Source organism: Gardnerella rara (genome assembly GCF_055452355.1).
Genome location: NZ_JBVBJP010000003.1, coordinates 53,957 through 70,150 on the forward strand (window position 1 = coordinate 53,957; position 16,194 = coordinate 70,150).

Genomic DNA, 16,194 nt, shown 5'->3' on the forward strand with positions numbered 1-16,194 from the left:
AATTCCCCCAAACCTTAATTGAGCAAATGAATACGAGGACTATAATATAACTTTTAGCGCAAAAATAACATTTATCTTGCAAATTTTAGCTGAATTAACACCAAAAAATTGACCATTAAGCACATTTTACGCTTAATGGCCAATTCAATATGCTATCTAGAGATATACGCTATCTAGCTCAATCTTCTAGCTATCCCAATATGCTATCAATATTTTTCTTATTGTTTAGATCATCTTCATCAAGAAAATCCATCTGCTTTATTCCACTTAATCTTGCAATAAGCGAGACTGGGAAAGTAACAATATTTTGATTAAGAACGCTGATATTACTATTAACAATTCTTTTTGCCGCAGCCAATTGCTCGTTTTCGTCATTCACTTCTTCTTGCAAATTCAAAAACTGTTCAGAAGACTTTAATTCTGGGTAAGCTTCTGCCAAAGCATAAATCTTCCCTATTGCATGATTCTGATTTTTTATTGCCGCGCTAGAATCAGCCGAGTTTAATCCTTCCCTTAAACTCACCAAATCCACTAATGTTGTTTTCTCGTATTTTGCAAACGACTGCGCAACTTTAAGCATTTGGCAAATCGTGTCGTATCTTTTGGCGAGCGCAATATCAACGTTTTTCTGCGACTCTTCTATAATCACCCTATATTTTCTTAGCTTATTTAACGTGCCAATAAACCAACCAATAGCCACTACAAGCACTGCCGCAATAACTATTAAAATAGTCTCATAATCCATAATGTCTCCTTTATTTTTAGCGTTTTTAGTTCTAGTCTTCTCTACGTTTCTTTACTTTTACAATTTTTACTTTGGCAATTTCTCTCTAATTACGCTGATTACTTCGTAATATTCAGCCAAAACATCTCTAAACCTTGCATATTCTCTTGTTAAAGATAGGTTTTCTATTCCAGATTTTCCAGGAGCGCCTAATATATACCTACCAGAATCAAAAGATGCAATAATATGCTCACTATCTAGATATATGCAAACTTTCATTCTTTTTTGCAAATTATTCAATACTTCTATAAAACTTGGATCTAATACAAGCTTTGTATAAAAATCGTCTGTAGAAAAGATTGAATACGAATTGTTAAATTCAATGGATTCTGTTTGGACTTCGCTCTCCTCTTTTGTTTTTTTACCATAGTATCCATTTAGTTTTTGCCCCATAAAACTTTTTCCAGTAACGGGGACGATTCTAATGTGACCATTTATATTGGTTTTTGCGTTTATTAATAAGACTTGCCCAATAAAATCCGTTTTTTTAACAGTTTTTCCACTTTCACTTCTAGAAGTGTGCATTGCTTGCATGTTTGAAAATTCAGTTTTAAATTCATCGCCAAAAATTATGTGTTTATTTGAATAATACATACTAGATATTGGCAGAAGATTATTAAAAATACTGTTGTCAATTCCTTCAGAATTTTCTAATACCGTTCCAGGCAGAATCGCATTTAAAATCGGCGTTAAAACATTATCCGCGTATAGCGCGCTTACATCAACCTTATTATTTGCAAAAAACTTGCCAGCAAAGCAAATAACAAAAGCAACTACTATGAGTAAAGGATATTTATAAGTGGAGTAATCAAACGAAGGAAGATAGTTGCCAACAGCACCAATAATCAGAACTACTGGTATTAATGGAACTAAGCGCATTGGGTCAAAAGCGTTGTTTTTTACGCCTTCTTTTAACTCATTTAATTTCCCTTGCATTTGGGGAGATTTTTCTAATTTATTAAGTTTTTCTAAAACTTCGGGATTTGTAAACACATTACTATGTTTTACATTCATCGTCATCTCCCTCTTATAATCGCCAAATTTTTATAACAACATTTTTATAAAAGATATAAAAGGCTCTTATATTTTTTTATCATAAATGATCATTATTTGGAATAGTTAAATTTGCAATAGTTAAATAATGACTATTTTGACTTTTAACGACTTTGATTTTGCTAGCAAATTATCTTAAATGTGATTATTTTCAATAAAGATTTAATACAAAACAAATAGCAAAGAGCAAAGTAACACAAAATAAACAAGATTACAATTTATAACACATTAATTTTCAACTACTTTAATAACATTTAGCAAAGCGTATAATGAACTTGAATTTATTCCTTAACTGATAGGAAGTTCAAAAATGGTAAAGAAACTAAAAAATATTTGGAGCGTTAAATTAACTACCGCTTCACTCGTACTAATACCAGCCGCAATTGGCATAAATTACGTTGCAAAGCTATTTGCCAGTATGCTAAAGCTTCCTCTTTGGCTTGGCACACTAGGCACTTGCATTTCAGCATGCTTAGCTGGGCCTGTTGTAGGCGGAATCGCTGGATTTTTAACCAATATTGTCTACGGCTTAACGATTGATCCAATTTCTACAGTTTATAGCATTACAGCTGCAGCAATTGGCGTAAGTGTTGGAATCGCTGCACGACTAAAGTACATGAACAAAGGCCTACACATTTTTATAACTAGCCTTATTGTTGCAGCAATAGCAATAATCATTTCTACACCTTTAAACATGATTTATTGGGGCGGAACCACTGGAAACGTTTGGGGTGACGCTGTTTTTGCAGCAATGGGTTCCAAAGGCTTCTTTGCATCATTCGTAGACGAGCTTGTGGTAGATATACCAGACAAGATTGTTGTTTTGTTCCTTGCAGCTGGAATTTATAAAGTTCTGCCTAAGAGTTTAATAGCAATTTATCAATCTGATGACGAAAACCTTGATAAATAAGCGTTATCGTCAGCAAATAAATCACATAAACTCCAAGTTTTACAAGTTTTAATATAAGCGCAATAAGACGGGATAGCATGAAGAGCATCAGCCTATTTGAAGATAAGCATTCGTTTTTAAACGGGCTATCTGCAAAAACCAAGCTTGCATACATAATATGCGCTATAAGCACGCCAAGTTTGCTTGGAGGCTATACTTCTTTTGCTATCTTTATTATTTTGAGCCTAATATTACTTGCAACATCAAGGGTCCTAGCAAAAATAAAAATCGTAATACAAGTTACTGGTTTTATTATTGTCACTATTTTTATAGTTCAGACTTTCTTTAGATCGGGAAACTACACGATTTTATTCAAACTAGGACCTTTGATTGCTCGCAAAGAAGGCTTTGAAGTAGCAATGAAGATTGTGCTAAATATATTAAATATTTCGTTTGCGTTTTGTGTTTTAACGCTTACAACTAAGCCTTCCGACATGATGCAAGAGATGATACAAGCTGGCTTACCACCTAAAATGGGCTATGTTTTTGTCTCGCTATTTCAAATCATTCCGCAAATAACACAGCAAACTTCGACTATTGTTGACGCTCAAAGAAGCAGAGGATTACAAACAAAAGGTTCCCTAATAACGCGTTTCAAAGCTTTTTTGCCTTTAATATCCCCGATTATAATGTCTTCGTTTATGAGTTCTAAAGAAAGAACTATAGCTTTAGAAGTTCGCGGATTTTCGTGCAATAATCAAAAAACATTCATAAAACCATTTAAGCCTAATAAATACAATACGTTATTTTTATGCGCTTGTTTAATAGTAATAATCGCATCTATTATTTATGCATTACTCAATAATTTAGGATATGTAGCATGGCAGCTATTCATATAGAGCACTTAAAATATCGCTATCCGTATACTAAAACTCTTGCACTCAATGACATTTCTTGCGATATTCATAAAGGCGAATTTATTGGAATAATAGGTGCTAATGGAGCTGGAAAATCAACATTATCTCAAGCGATTTTAGGTCTTGTTCCAAATCTTTATCACGGAGCATACGGCGGAAAAGTTGAGGTAGAAGGTCTTAACGCAAAAACTACGCCAATAGACAAGCTTTGCAAAAAAGTTGGGCTGGTTTTTCAAAATCCTTTTAATCAAATTACTGGCTCAAAGCTTACCGTGTATGAGGAGATTGCGTTTGGGCTGGAAAATATTGGCATTGAGCAAGACGAGATGCAAAATCGCGTAGAGAAAATCATGGAGATGCTTAACATTTCTCATCTTAAAGATTGCTCTCCATACGATTTATCTGGCGGTCAAATGCAACGCATGTCTATTGCCGCCATTTTAGTTATGCAGCCAGAAATAATAATTTTAGACGAGCCAACTTCGCAGCTTGATCCTAAAGGTTCGGAAGAGGTTTTTAAGTCGGTAGAATCCTTAAAAAATCAGGGTCAAACTATTATTATGGTTGAGCATAAAATGGAAAAAATCGCGCAATATAGCGACCGCGTAATGCTTTTAAGCGAAGGAAAACTTATTGATTTTGATACTCCGCAAAAAATCTTTTCTCGCGAAGACTTGGAAGAATATGGCGTAAATCCTCCTGTTTATACTCAAATTTGCAAAAAACTTTCGTTAAAAAACAGTAATGGATTGTACCCAATAACTCTTGAGCAAACGTCGCAAATTTTACGCTCGCACGAAGGGAATCGCTTGCAATGACTCCTACTATTCAAATACGCAACGTATGTTTTTCTCATACTCCAACATCACAAATATTCAATAATCTAAATTTGTCTTTTACACCCGGAGCATGCGCTATTGTTGGCCAAAATGGCACTGGAAAAACAACTTTGCTTAAAATCCTTAGAGGACTTCTTACGCCGAAATCTGGAAGCGTTTTATTAAACGGTAAAGATATTGCAAAATGTAGTGTTCCATCTCTTGCTAAAGATATTGGCTTTGTATTCCAGAATCCAGATGACCAGATTTTTGAATCATCTGTTATACGCGAAGTAATGTTTGGACTTTTAAAAATTGGAATTGATAAGAGTCAAGCATTGCTGCAGGCACAAGAAAGTCTAAAACTTGTAGGGCTTTTAGATAAAAGCGAGGTAAATCCTTACGATTTAAGTCTTTGTGAAAGAAAAATGGTTTCTATTGCGTCGATTTTAGCAATGGATACTCAGGTTGTTATATTAGACGAGCCTACGATTGCTCAGGACGATTGCGGCAAACGTTGTATTGAATCAATTATTAAACACCTTGTTTTGCAAGGGAAAACTGTTATAGCTGTGCTTCACGATATGAATTTTGTGGCTCGAGTATTTAATCGCGTTGTTGTGCTTTCCAATGGCCAGGTTCTTTTTGATGGCACTGCGCGAGACGCATTTATGCAAGATAACATACTTTCTAGCGCACAACTCGATAAGCCAGATGTTGTAAAGCTGTGCGAAAAACTGGGTTATAAAAACACATTCCTATCTGTTGAAGAATTTGTGAACGATTATTGCAAGTGAAAAATCGCAAGCAGCCAATCGCAAAGTGAAAAATCGCAAGATATCTTCTTAAATCATGCTCTGTCTTTTATAAAACCGCAGCACTCGATTTCCGATAACTCAATAAAACCAGCCGACTTATAAAAAGCAATGGTTTTTTCAGTGCAATCCGTGGTTAATTGAATTTGACGAACATTCGGGTAACAATCCACAATCGCATTTAACAAGGCAGAGCCTATTCCCTGCCTTTGATACTCTGGCAAAACAAGAATATCTTGAATAAGAACAACCGTATATCCGTCACCAACAGCTCTAGCAATTCCAACTAGCTCATCATTTTTATACGCAGCTAAAACCTTAAGTGAATTTTTAAAACCATTTTCCAAGGCGGGCAAATCATCTGTATACGAAGACCAGCCCACGGAATCGTACAGCTTTAAAATATCTTTGCTGCTATATTTTTTATATTCTTTTATCTGCACATCTATTAAATCCATCTACAAACACCTCGCAAAATATAGCAAAAGTGCGCGTTCTAAAACGTAAAGACGTAAGAACGCGCACCAGTAATAATACTTAGCAAAAGCTACAACAGCTACAACAGCTACTTTTTAAGTTGCACTGGTTCGTGATCCTTGCCCATCTTAAACTCAAGACCTGCACGCTGCCACATGCGATATTCACCAACTGCCGTAAAGAGAACATCTGTGGAAGAGTTAAGCGCAGTTTCGCACGAATCTTGAATCACGCCAATAATAAGGCCAATAGCAACTACTTGCATAGCAATATCATTTGAAATTCCAAACGACGAGCACGCAAGAGGTATAAGCAAAAGCGAACCACCAGCCACTCCAGATGCGCCTGCAGCGCTAACAGCAGAGAGCGCAGACAAAATCACAGCTGTTGGAATATCAACGTAAATCCCAAGCGTGTGAGCAGCGCACAAAGCCATAATCGAAATAGTTATAGCAGCACCACTCATATTAATGGTTGATCCAAGTGGTATAGAAACCGAGTAATTGTCTTTATTAAAGCCAAGCTTTTCACACAAATTCATGTTTACAGGAATATTTGCAGCAGAAGAACGCATAAAGAACGCTGTAACTCCCGAATCTCGCAATGTTCTTAATACAAGAGGATACGGATTCTTGCCAGTAAGCACAAAAACCAAAATAGGATTTACAATCAAAGCAACAACAGCCATAGTGCATACTAACAAGGCAATAACAGAACCGTATTCACTAAAAATACGAAGACCATTGCTTGCCACTGTTGTATAAACAAGGCCCATAATTCCAAAAGGTGCCGCGTTAATAATCCAGTGAACAATTTTTCCAATAGCAGACGAAACGTTGTCAAAGAATGCTTTAGTGGAAGGCTCAGCAAAGCGAAGTGCTACGCCAAATGCGATTGCCCAGAATAAAATACCAATAAAGTTTCCCTTTGCAAGAGCATCTACAGGGTTTACCACAATATTTAACACAAGAGAATTAAGAACTTCGCCGATTCCTTGAGGAGATGGCGAAGACGCTGCTTCAACATGCGCAAACGTAAAATCAACAGGGAAAATCATAGCCGCGCATACCGCTATAAGGCTTGCGGTGAAAGTAGAAAGCGCATACAACACGATTACAAGCTTCATGTTTCCAACACTTTTTGCTTTTGCAAGCGCGCCAATCACAAGGCAAAATACCAAAATCGGCGCAACGGATTTAAGTGCGCTCACAAACAGCTTTCCCATAAGATCTAGCACATAAACGTGAGCTGGCACAAAAATGCCAAGTGCAGCGCCAAGAAAAAGACCAATAACAATACGCAGAATAAGGTCAATGTTATTCCACTTTTGAATAATCTTGTGCATGAGAGTCTCCTGTAATTTTGTTTGTGCAGAATATTTTATACTCTTTTATTTGTATTCATACTCGCAAGATTTTCTATTTTTACATATTATACACACGCTTGCATACATATGCAAATTGTGACTTTGTGAGATTTAGCACTGATTTTTGTGGTGAGCGCGCTGTAACGCGCGAGCGCTATTACCGAATTTGCGCGACGACCTGCCTGAGCGCTTAGAGCGCAGCGCGATGGCAATTCGGAGCGCTGAGCTTGCTCAAAGTTGAAAGCACAGTGTGCTTTCAACGCAAGCGAAGACGTGAGCGCGATGTAACGCGCGAGCGATTTCCCGCGTTTGTTTACATTTTGGGTCAAATTGGAAACAAACATAAGAACACTTCCCCGCGTTTGTTCCCATTTTTAGTGTTTTGGGAAACAAACACAAGGGAAAAGAAACAAACACAAGGGAAAAGAAACAAAAAAATGAGGCCGATGCATTAGCACCAGCCTCATCTTTACAAAACTTTAATCCTCATTTTGACCGTGGCAAAGCTTGTACTTTCTGCCAGATCCGCATGGGCATTCGTCGTTTTTGTTTGTTCCTGGGAACGTACGGCCATCGGCCCAAGGAGTCTTCCACTCCTCCGCCTTTGGACGCTTGCTTAATGGAACTTCGCCTTCCGCATGGCTCATAGGAGCAGGGCCAACGATTCCAGAATGCTCGTTTTCTTGCTCTTCTTCTTGCTCTACCTGCTCAACCTCTTCATCTACATAAGAAACATCTTGATTTTCTGTTTCTGCAACAATCTGCTCAAGATTCATGCGGAATAGAAGCTGAATAGACTCTTCCTTAATGGCCTCAATCATTGAGTTGTACATCTGGAAGCCTTCGCGCTGATACTCAACAAGAGGATCTCGCTGACCCATACCGCGCAAGCCAATGCCGTCCTTTAAGTAGTCCATCTCGTAAAGATGTTCACGCCACTTTCTATCGAGAACAGCCAAAACAACCCTACGCTCAAACTGACGCAAGTTATCGGAACCCATTCGATCTTCAAACACGGCGTAAATCGTTGTAACGCTATCTACAATCGTGTCTCGCAAAGTCTCAATGGCTTTATCGCCCTTAAGAGCCTCGATTTGCAAGCGAAGCTGATCCCAATCAACAATAATTGGCATAACCGAATTTACAGCGTCTTTAAGGCCTTCCCAATCCCAGTTCTTAGGCTTATCAGACCCATTCATAGCTCCGCGCACGTAGCTATCGGCAGTATCTTTAATAAACTTTAAGATATCTTCGTGAATATCTTCGCCCTTAAGAACCGCCTGACGCTCCGAATAAATAACGGTACGCTGCTTGTTCATAACGTCGTCATACTTTAAAACGTTCTTACGCATTTCAAAGTTACGCGCTTCAACAGTCTTTTGAGCCGTGCGAACGCCATTAGAAACATACTTAGACTCGATTGGTTCGCCCTCTGGCAAGCCCTTAGCCATAACGCGCGCAACAAGCTGAGTGTTGAACAAGCGCATTAAGTCGTCTTCCAAGCTTAAGTAGAAGCGCGATTCGCCAGGGTCGCCCTGACGGCCAGAACGGCCTCTAAGCTGATTATCAATACGACGAGATTCGTGGCGCTCAGTGCCTAGAACATACAAGCCACCAAGCTTCTTAACCTCTTCGTGCTCGTCTTTAACCTGCTCTTTGACTTCTGCCAAAACGCCTGGCCAACGCTTCTCGTACTCTTCTGGGGTATCGTCTGGAGAATAACCCTGAGCCTTAAGCTTTGCATCTGCCAAGAACTCAACGTTTCCACCAAGCATAATATCCGTACCACGACCTGCCATGTTTGTAGCAACAGTCACAGCACCCTTACGACCTGCAACAGCAACAACAGCTGCTTCCTTAGCGTTTTGCTTAGCATTCAACACCTGATGAGGAATACGCGCAACATCCAAAAGTGAGGAAACGATTTCGGAAGATTCAACCGAAGCTGTACCAAGCAAAACAGGCTGACCCTTTGCGTGGCGCTGAGCAACGTCTCGAACAATCGCAGCAAGCTTTTCCTTCTTAGTGCGGAAAATCAAATCATCCTTATCCATACGAATAACTGGACGGTTGGAAGGAATTGGAAGAACGCCAAGCTTGTACGTTCCCATAAACTCAGCAGCTTCCGTTTCTGCAGTACCAGTCATGCCAGCAAGCTTATCGTACATGCGGAAGTAGTTCTGCAAAGTAATAGTTGCAAAAGTCTGATTTTCTGCCTTTACTTCAACGTTCTCTTTAGCTTCAATAGCCTGATGCAAGCCTTCGCTATAACGACGGCCTGGAAGAACACGGCCAGTGTGCTCGTCAACAATAAGAACTTCGCCATTTGTAACAACGTAATCGCGATCCAAAAGGAAGAGTTCCTTAGCCTTTAAAGCATTATTCAAGTAGCCAATCAAAGCAGTGTTGCTTGGCTCGTAAAGATTATCAATACCTAAGTAGTCTTCAATCTTTGCAATGCCTGAATCCAAAATACCAGCGGTCTTGCGCTTTTCGTCAACCTTGTAATCAACATCGCGATCAAGCTTTAAAACAAGCTTTGCAAACTCGCGATACCAGCGCGTAACATCGCCTTCGGCAGGACCAGAGATAATAAGTGGCGTACGAGCCTCATCGATAAGAATGGAATCAACCTCATCAACGATTGCATAGTGATGACCACGCTGAACAAGATCGCCCTTTTCCCAGGCCATATTGTCTCGCAAATAGTCAAAGCCAAACTCGTTGTTTGTACCATAAGTAATATCTGCGTTGTATTGCTTCCTGCGCTCTGGAGGCTGCTGATCTGTAATAATGCAGCCAACGCTCATGCCGAGGAACCTATAAATACGACCCATGAGCTCGCTCTGATAGCTAGCAAGATAGTCGTTAACGGTAACAACGTGAACGCCCTTGCCTTCCAAAGCGTTTAAATAGCTAGGCAATGTTGCAACAAGTGTTTTACCTTCACCAGTTTTCATTTCTGCAATATTGCCCCAGTGCAATGCTGCGCCACCCATAAGCTGAACATCGAAGTGACGCTGACCAAGAGTACGCTTTGAAACTTCTCGCACTGTAGCAAAGGCTTCTGGCATTAAATCATCAAGCTTCGCACCATTGTCTAACTTTTGCTTGAACTTTGCCGTTTGCCCTTTAAGTTCCTCGTCCGAAAGCGCAGAAATCTGATCTTCTAGCGCATTCACAGCCTTCGCAACGTTCTCAAGGCGCCTCAATTGACGGCCTTCACCCATGCGCAAGGCTTTATCAACGATATCTACCACGTTTAGCTCCCTTAGGTCGTGTCTATGATTCGGCTAGCCAACATAGACGTAAACTGTGCCTATATTACGCGACGGCTACGATTTTTGCGGCTCGCGAGTCCAAAACAAAGCATAAAATGCCCGCCTAGCGTGCTACTAGCGTATTACTAGGCGGGCAATGCACTCATATGAGTTATTTTATTTACTTCTTCTTAGCAACATTTTCTGGAGTGTCAATCTCAAACACACCGTAGCTCCATCCATGCCTACGGTATACAACCGATGGACGCATGGTCTCCTTATTTACAAACAGGAAGAAGTCGTGGCCAATAAGTTCCATCTCGTACAACGCCTCATCAATGCTCATTGGCTCAGCAATGTGGAGCTTGCGGCGAATAACAATAGGAGTATCTCCAACGCTCACCTCTACTGATTCGCCAGGACCCAAATCGGAAGCAACCGCGGCGTCTGCACTATTTGTTCCATCTTCTTGTGCAACTTCTTCAACAGTTGTTTCAACTTCTGGCTGTGCAGCACCCAAATCAACTGGAACCATTTGCTCATAACCACGGCGATGATCCTTACGGCGATCACGAGTTCTGCGCAAGCGAAGCGTCAACTTATCTAACGCCATATCTAATGCACTATATTGATCTGTGCTAGACGCCTCTGCGCGAATAACCGTACTTCCTGCAACTACAGTAATTTCAACTCTTTTTGCAGTATCTGCCTGCCTTGGATTGCCCTCAGTGTTAAGCACAATCTGAATGCGCTGCGCATCTGGAGCAATGGCGGTCACACGATTCATCTTGCTTTCTACAACGTCACGGAATCTCTGCTTAATCTGCGTATGACGTCCAGTGATGACGATCTCCATGCGAACCTCCTTAAGTAATCCGATATAAATCGGTTTGTGTACACGTCAACGGCACCAGCGCCGCTGATACATCTATTATATCCGCTAAAAGCCGCCATTTTCTAGCGAGTCGCAAAATATGAAGAAAATTAAAACATCTGCTATAATTGGGAAGGTTGAGGTTTCACGATGACCGCGGCTGCAATGTTCATTCGGAGTAGCTGAGGAACTTCCGGGCTCCACAGAGCACAATGGCGGATAACGTCCGCCCAGGGCAACCTGAGAGATAGCGCAACAGAGAATAGACCGCCTAAACTTTTGTTTAGGTAAGGGTGAAACGGCGGTGCAAGAGACCACCGGGCTTCTGGTAACAGTTAGCCGCATGGCAAGCCTCATTGGGAGCAAGGTCAAGCAGAAGGTGTTTAAGGGCTGCTCGCCTGAGTCTTCGGGTAGACTGCTAGAGTTTGGCGGTAACGTCAAATCGAGATGGATGGTCATCCGTGTGCATTTTGCACGCGACAAAACCCGGGGTATGTGAAACCTCACCTCAACTTTGCGGTTTAACTAAGACTTGCGATTTAACTAAGACTTTTCGGCGCAAAGTCAAAATCGCCATTTATTAAATCCGCTACCCCGCAAGTTTTCATTCCAGCCAAACGGGCCGACTTTAGCGCTGTAGCAGAATCTTCAAAAACGGTGCAATCGCTCGGTTTTACGCCAATTTTATTTGCCAAGTCAACATAAGTTTTAGGACTATTTTTTGCATTTCTTTCTAAATCTTCTCCAAAAATCATCAAATCAAAGTAATCATACAAATCGGTACGTTTTAACGCTGGAACGCATAAAGACCTGGAAAGAGTAGTTATAAGAACCATTTTTGCACTAGTTTTATGCAGATAATCCACGTAATTTTTAGCGCCTTTTCTAAGCGGCAAATGCTTCGCATACGCGTCAAAAGCCATATCTTGCCATTCTTGCATTAAATACTCTGGAGAATCCGTAAAACCAAAACGCTCAATAACGTAATCCGCAACTTGGCGAGGCGTCATTGTGGCAGTGGAATCGGCAAAATCTGGCGGCACTTTAATACCGCGTTTAGCAAAACTCTCTTCGTCTATCTTGTCCCAAACATCTAGGGAATCTAGCAAAGTGCCGTCAAAATCAAAAATCGCAGCACAATTTGAATTATCAACTAATGCATTTTCGCTCATATTATTAGCCTTGATATTAGTCCAGATATTAGCCCTGATATTAGTCCAGATTACTATTTTCAAGTAATTCTTTTGCGTGATCCAAAGACGCTTGAGACTGACTGCCCGAAAGCATTCTTGCGATTTCTTTCTGGCGACCAAGATTATCTAATTTGCTAACAGTTGTATCTGCAACGCCAGAATCCGCGCCAGAATCCGCACCAGAATCCGCCAAACTTTCAATCTTTTTTCTAACAACAAATTGAACGTCTGCAAAAGACGCCACTTGAGCCAAATGCGTTACAACAATCACTTGCGCACTCTTAGCAAGCAAAGCCAAGCGCTTTCCTAACTCTACGGCAGCCACTCCGCCAACGCCAGCGTCAACTTCGTCAAAAATAAACGTCATTGACTGATTGTTGCTGTGGTTAAACTTTGCAGCAACAAGCTCCATTGCAAGCATAAGCCTACTAAGCTCACCGCCAGAAGCACTACTGCCCATTGGCAAATAGTTAGAGGCTGGGAATGGCTTAAAAAGAAACTCAACACTATCTAAGCCGTGTACGTTTAAATCAAATTTTCCATCTTGATTTTTATCTCGCTTAGAAACATTAATCAAAAGCTGCGCATCTGGCATAGATAAGGATTCAAGCTCTTTACTAACTTCATCGCTAAACTTTTTTGCAACAACTTTACGCGTGTTATAAAGAGCCTCGGCTAGTTTTTCAGCGTCTTTATAAGTCTTTTCACACAAGTCTTTAGCGCGCGCAACGGCTTCTGGCGAATCGTCCAAATCTTCAAGCTCAAACTGCGCTTTTTTAGCCCAATCCAAAACATCTGCGATTTGCGGCCCCCACCTGCGTGTTAAATCGCTTAAATCGTGAATACGATTGTTAATGGCGTCTAAATCTTCTTGACTACTATCAACATCTAGCTGCTGCGCAAGTTGCATAACAATGTCGGAAATCTGGGAAGAAATATCATCAAGCTGATTTGCAATCGCGCTATAATCTCCGTCAACTCGAATCGAACGAATTGCCTTAGCAGCATTATCAACCAAATGCAATGCGTCGGCAGAATCTATTGCGCCATAATCAATTTGACTTGCATCTAACGAAGATATTGCCTCACCCAAACCGCGTACAATTTGAGCAGCATTTTCTATGCGATCTCTTTTGGCTTTAAGATCCACGTCTTCATTTGGTTTTGGATCAATTTGGCGGATTTTTTCTAGCGATTCGCGCAAATAGTCGGCACGCTGCCTAGAAGACGACTGCTGATTTATAAGGCGATTATAGGATTCAACGGCATTTTGCCACTTATTAAACGCTGATTCATAATCTTGTAGCTCTTTAGAATTACAAGAGATTGAATCCAAGAATTCACGTTGTTTTGCGCTTGTTGCTATGCGAAGCTGGTCACTTTGACCATGGATTGTGATTGTGTGCAAACAAACGCTCTCTAACAAGGATTTTGGAACGGAACAGCCAGAAATAACAGCCCTGGATCTGCCCGATTTTGGAACAGACCTAGATACGTAAACGTCTTCTTTAGAATCGTCGTCTTCGGATTCTTCGGCATTAATCCCAGACTCTTGCAGCAATTGAGCAGCCGCGCTTGATTTTGGTATAGAAAACACGCCTTGCGCCCATGATTCATCTGCAGCAGCCGCCACTTTTGCTAAATCTGCCTTACCGCCAGATATAAGCTTTACGGCGCTTAAAAGCATGGACTTTCCAGCTCCAGTTTCGCCAGTTATTGCCGTCATGCCTTTAGAAGGCGTAATAATAGCGTGGGAAATTGGGCCTAAATTGCGAATCTCAAGTTCTTCAAGCACAAATACCCCCTATAGGTTTAGACCAGTAGAGCCGCTTGGATATTCGGCACCAGAATCCGCACCAGAATCCGCACCATTTACACTTGCGCTATCTTCGTAATTCCTATCGGTTTCGTTATGAAGATTCGCCTCATAAACCTTAGGTTTAGCGTCCACTTTTCTGCGATTTTCACGCCATCCAACAACTGGCAAATCAAACTTTGTGACTAATCTTTGTGTAAACGGAACTCCAGAAAGTCGCGCTAAAAGCAACTCATCTTTAGATTGCCTAATTTGAATTCTAGAACCTTGCGGCAAAGCCCTTTGGCGCCTTCCATCGCAGCAAATCCAGCCACCAGAAGCAGAATCTTGCAAAATATCAATCGTAAAAGTAGATCCTGCACCAATTATTAGCGGTCTAGCAAACAGTGCGTGAGCGGCCAATGGAACCAATTGCAAAGCCTCAACATTTGGCCACATAATTGGGCCTCCTGCCGAAAACGCGTACGCTGTGGACCCAGTAGGCGTAGAAACAATCACGCCATCGCAGCCAAAAGATGACATTTCAACGTTGTCAACGCGAATTGAAAGCTCCACCATTCGCCCGCGATCTGCCCTATCTAACGTAATATCGTTAAGCGCCCAATCGCTTAAAGGCTCACTTGCACCAGGAAGCCAAACGTCTACATGCGCTTCCATTCTATGCTCTAAAAAGTAGTCTTTTTGCGCGATTCGCCTAATAGCCTCATCAATCTGGAAGCTTTCAAATTCTGCCAAAAAACCAACATGCCCAAGGTTTATTCCAATAATTGGAACAGGAGTGCAATGCACTAATTCTGCAGCCTGAAGCATTGTGCCATCCCCACCTAGCACAACAACAATTTCGGTATTTTTATCTACCCCTTGAGCAATTTTTTGCGCAAAATCCGATACTGCAGCGCTATGAAACACGCTAACATTAAAACCTGCATTTTTAAGCTGAGTAGTAACTTGATTTACAACAGCACTGTTGCTATCAAGACGCGCATGCGTAACCACAAGAGCACTGCGAGAAGCACAATCCCCAGGCAAACGTTCTTGCATAGCACCCCCTTTGAGCTTTATTTGTAGCTTAATTTGTAGCTTTATTTGTAGCTTTACAAAAGTTAATCATCATTTTAGTTGTTGCACTACATATTGCGCATAAAGAAGATATTCAACATTCCCGTGAGTACCTTCTATAGGGGATTCATGAGTTGCAATAACACTTAAACCGTTGTTTTTAGCGCATTCCTTAATATTTTCTAACGCCTTAAGTCTTAGGTTTTTATCTGTTACAATTCCGCCTTTTCCAAGGTTTCCTTTGCCAACTTCAAATTGTGGCTTTACAAGAAGAACAATATTCGCGTTGTTTTGCGCAATACGTGCAATTACTGGAATAACCAAGCTAAGAGATATAAAAGAGACGTCGGAGACTATAAGATTAGGCTTGTACGGCAAATCTTGCGCATAAACATTTCTAATATTTACGCCACTCATTTCAATAACGCGCGGATTGCTTGCGATTTTTGAGTGCAATTGACCGTGTCCAACATCTAAAGCTATAACGCGATTGGCGCCATTTTGCAACAAATAATCGCAGAAACCGCCAGTGGAAGCGCCAATATCTAACGCCATTGTATTTGAATCAACTTCTAATCCCAAATTCTCAAATAAGCGGAACGCTCCTTCGAGTTTTAGCGCTCCTCTAGAAACATATTTAACGCAAGAATTTTCTTCTTTTGATTCATCAAGGCTTATTTTTTGCGATTCTTTTACTAAAAATGACGTTTTTTTAACACTACGATTATCTACTTTTACTACTCCAGCTTTAATAAGACGCTGTGCTGTAGTTCTACTTTTAGCTAAACCGCGATTTACAAGCGCGCAGTCTAAGCGCTGAGCTAAAGAATCTTCGTCTAGCATTAAAAACCTCGCTCAAAATCTAGAATCGCA

General features: G+C 40.8%; 14 protein-coding genes and 1 other RNA gene. 5 read left to right on the top strand and 10 right to left on the bottom strand.

Annotation, left to right across the window (positions count from 1 at the left end; translation table 11 throughout):
• Positions 1 to 190: 190 nt before the first annotated feature.
• Both ACZ0NX_RS03440 and ACZ0NX_RS03445 read right to left on the bottom strand, forming a co-directional pair.
• Entirely contained in the window at positions 191 to 745 is a 555-nt protein-coding gene (locus tag ACZ0NX_RS03440; protein ID WP_464405543.1) for a LemA family protein, read from the bottom strand.
• A gap of 66 nt (positions 746 to 811) precedes the next feature.
• Positions 812 to 1,798 (bottom strand): DUF3137 domain-containing protein, encoded by a 987-nt coding sequence (locus ACZ0NX_RS03445; protein WP_464405745.1) that lies wholly within the window; start codon positions 1,796 to 1,798, stop codon positions 812 to 814.
• Positions 1,799 to 2,147: 349 nt separating this feature from the next.
• Here ACZ0NX_RS03445 and ACZ0NX_RS03450 point away from each other — a divergent pair, with 349 nt between their 5' ends.
• The 4 genes from ACZ0NX_RS03450 to ACZ0NX_RS03465 all read left to right on the top strand — a co-directional run bounded on the left by ACZ0NX_RS03450 (position 2,148) and on the right by ACZ0NX_RS03465 (position 5,258).
• Entirely contained in the window at positions 2,148 to 2,747 is a 600-nt protein-coding gene (locus ACZ0NX_RS03450; RefSeq protein ID WP_415689542.1) for an ECF transporter S component, read from the top strand.
• A gap of 77 nt (positions 2,748 to 2,824) precedes the next feature.
• Entirely contained in the window at positions 2,825 to 3,625 is an 801-nt protein-coding gene (locus ACZ0NX_RS03455) for an energy-coupling factor transporter transmembrane component T family protein (RefSeq protein ID WP_464405544.1), read from the top strand.
• On the top strand, positions 3,607 to 4,461 hold the full coding sequence (locus ACZ0NX_RS03460) for an energy-coupling factor ABC transporter ATP-binding protein (RefSeq protein ID WP_415689540.1): 855 nt from the start codon (positions 3,607 to 3,609) through the stop codon (positions 4,459 to 4,461). Before ACZ0NX_RS03455 ends, ACZ0NX_RS03460 begins: the two co-directional genes overlap by 19 nt.
• The gene (locus ACZ0NX_RS03465) at positions 4,458 to 5,258 is read left to right on the top strand and encodes an energy-coupling factor ABC transporter ATP-binding protein (RefSeq protein WP_415689538.1); all 801 of its coding nucleotides are present in this window, start codon (positions 4,458 to 4,460) and stop codon (positions 5,256 to 5,258) included. Before ACZ0NX_RS03460 ends, ACZ0NX_RS03465 begins: the two co-directional genes overlap by 4 nt.
• A 53-nt stretch (positions 5,259 to 5,311) precedes the next feature.
• Here ACZ0NX_RS03465 and ACZ0NX_RS03470 read toward each other — a convergent pair whose 3' ends face one another.
• The 4 genes from ACZ0NX_RS03470 to hpf form a co-directional block, all read right to left on the bottom strand.
• Positions 5,312 to 5,734: a GNAT family N-acetyltransferase gene (locus ACZ0NX_RS03470; RefSeq protein WP_415689536.1), complete on the bottom strand. Its 423-nt coding sequence runs from the start codon at positions 5,732 to 5,734 to the stop codon at positions 5,312 to 5,314.
• Positions 5,735 to 5,841: 107 nt separating this feature from the next.
• Complete coding sequence (sstT, locus tag ACZ0NX_RS03475; protein WP_060786952.1) at positions 5,842 to 7,098, bottom strand: serine/threonine transporter SstT; 1,257 nt, start codon at positions 7,096 to 7,098, stop codon at positions 5,842 to 5,844.
• Between the two features lie 500 nt (positions 7,099 to 7,598).
• Positions 7,599 to 10,379, bottom strand: coding sequence for a preprotein translocase subunit SecA (secA, locus tag ACZ0NX_RS03480; protein WP_464405547.1), 2,781 nt, complete (start codon positions 10,377 to 10,379; stop codon positions 7,599 to 7,601).
• 181 nt (positions 10,380 to 10,560) lie between these two features.
• Positions 10,561 to 11,235, bottom strand: coding sequence for a ribosome hibernation-promoting factor, HPF/YfiA family (gene hpf / locus ACZ0NX_RS03485; protein WP_415689532.1), 675 nt, complete (start codon positions 11,233 to 11,235; stop codon positions 10,561 to 10,563).
• 156 nt (positions 11,236 to 11,391) lie between these two features.
• Between hpf and rnpB the strand changes: the two genes are divergently transcribed.
• Positions 11,392 to 11,763: RNase P RNA component class A (rnpB, locus tag ACZ0NX_RS03490), an RNA gene on the top strand.
• 29 nt (positions 11,764 to 11,792) lie between these two features.
• Here rnpB and ACZ0NX_RS03495 read toward each other — a convergent pair.
• From ACZ0NX_RS03495 to ACZ0NX_RS03510, 4 genes are all read right to left on the bottom strand, one after another.
• Positions 11,793 to 12,425 carry an HAD family hydrolase gene (locus tag ACZ0NX_RS03495; RefSeq protein ID WP_464405549.1) on the bottom strand — a complete coding sequence of 211 codons (633 nt, stop codon included), beginning with the start codon at positions 12,423 to 12,425 and terminating at the stop codon, positions 11,793 to 11,795.
• Positions 12,426 to 12,465: 40 nt separating this feature from the next.
• Complete coding sequence (recN, locus tag ACZ0NX_RS03500; RefSeq protein ID WP_464405551.1) at positions 12,466 to 14,241, bottom strand: DNA repair protein RecN; 1,776 nt, start codon at positions 14,239 to 14,241, stop codon at positions 12,466 to 12,468.
• 9 nt (positions 14,242 to 14,250) lie between these two features.
• Positions 14,251 to 15,303, bottom strand: a complete 1,053-nt coding sequence (locus tag ACZ0NX_RS03505) for an NAD kinase (protein ID WP_464405553.1) — start codon at positions 15,301 to 15,303, stop codon at positions 14,251 to 14,253.
• A 69-nt stretch (positions 15,304 to 15,372) separates the two neighbouring features.
• Positions 15,373 to 16,164: a TlyA family RNA methyltransferase gene (locus tag ACZ0NX_RS03510; RefSeq protein ID WP_464405554.1), complete on the bottom strand. Its 792-nt coding sequence runs from the start codon at positions 16,162 to 16,164 to the stop codon at positions 15,373 to 15,375.
• Between the last annotated feature and the right edge of the window lie 30 nt (positions 16,165 to 16,194).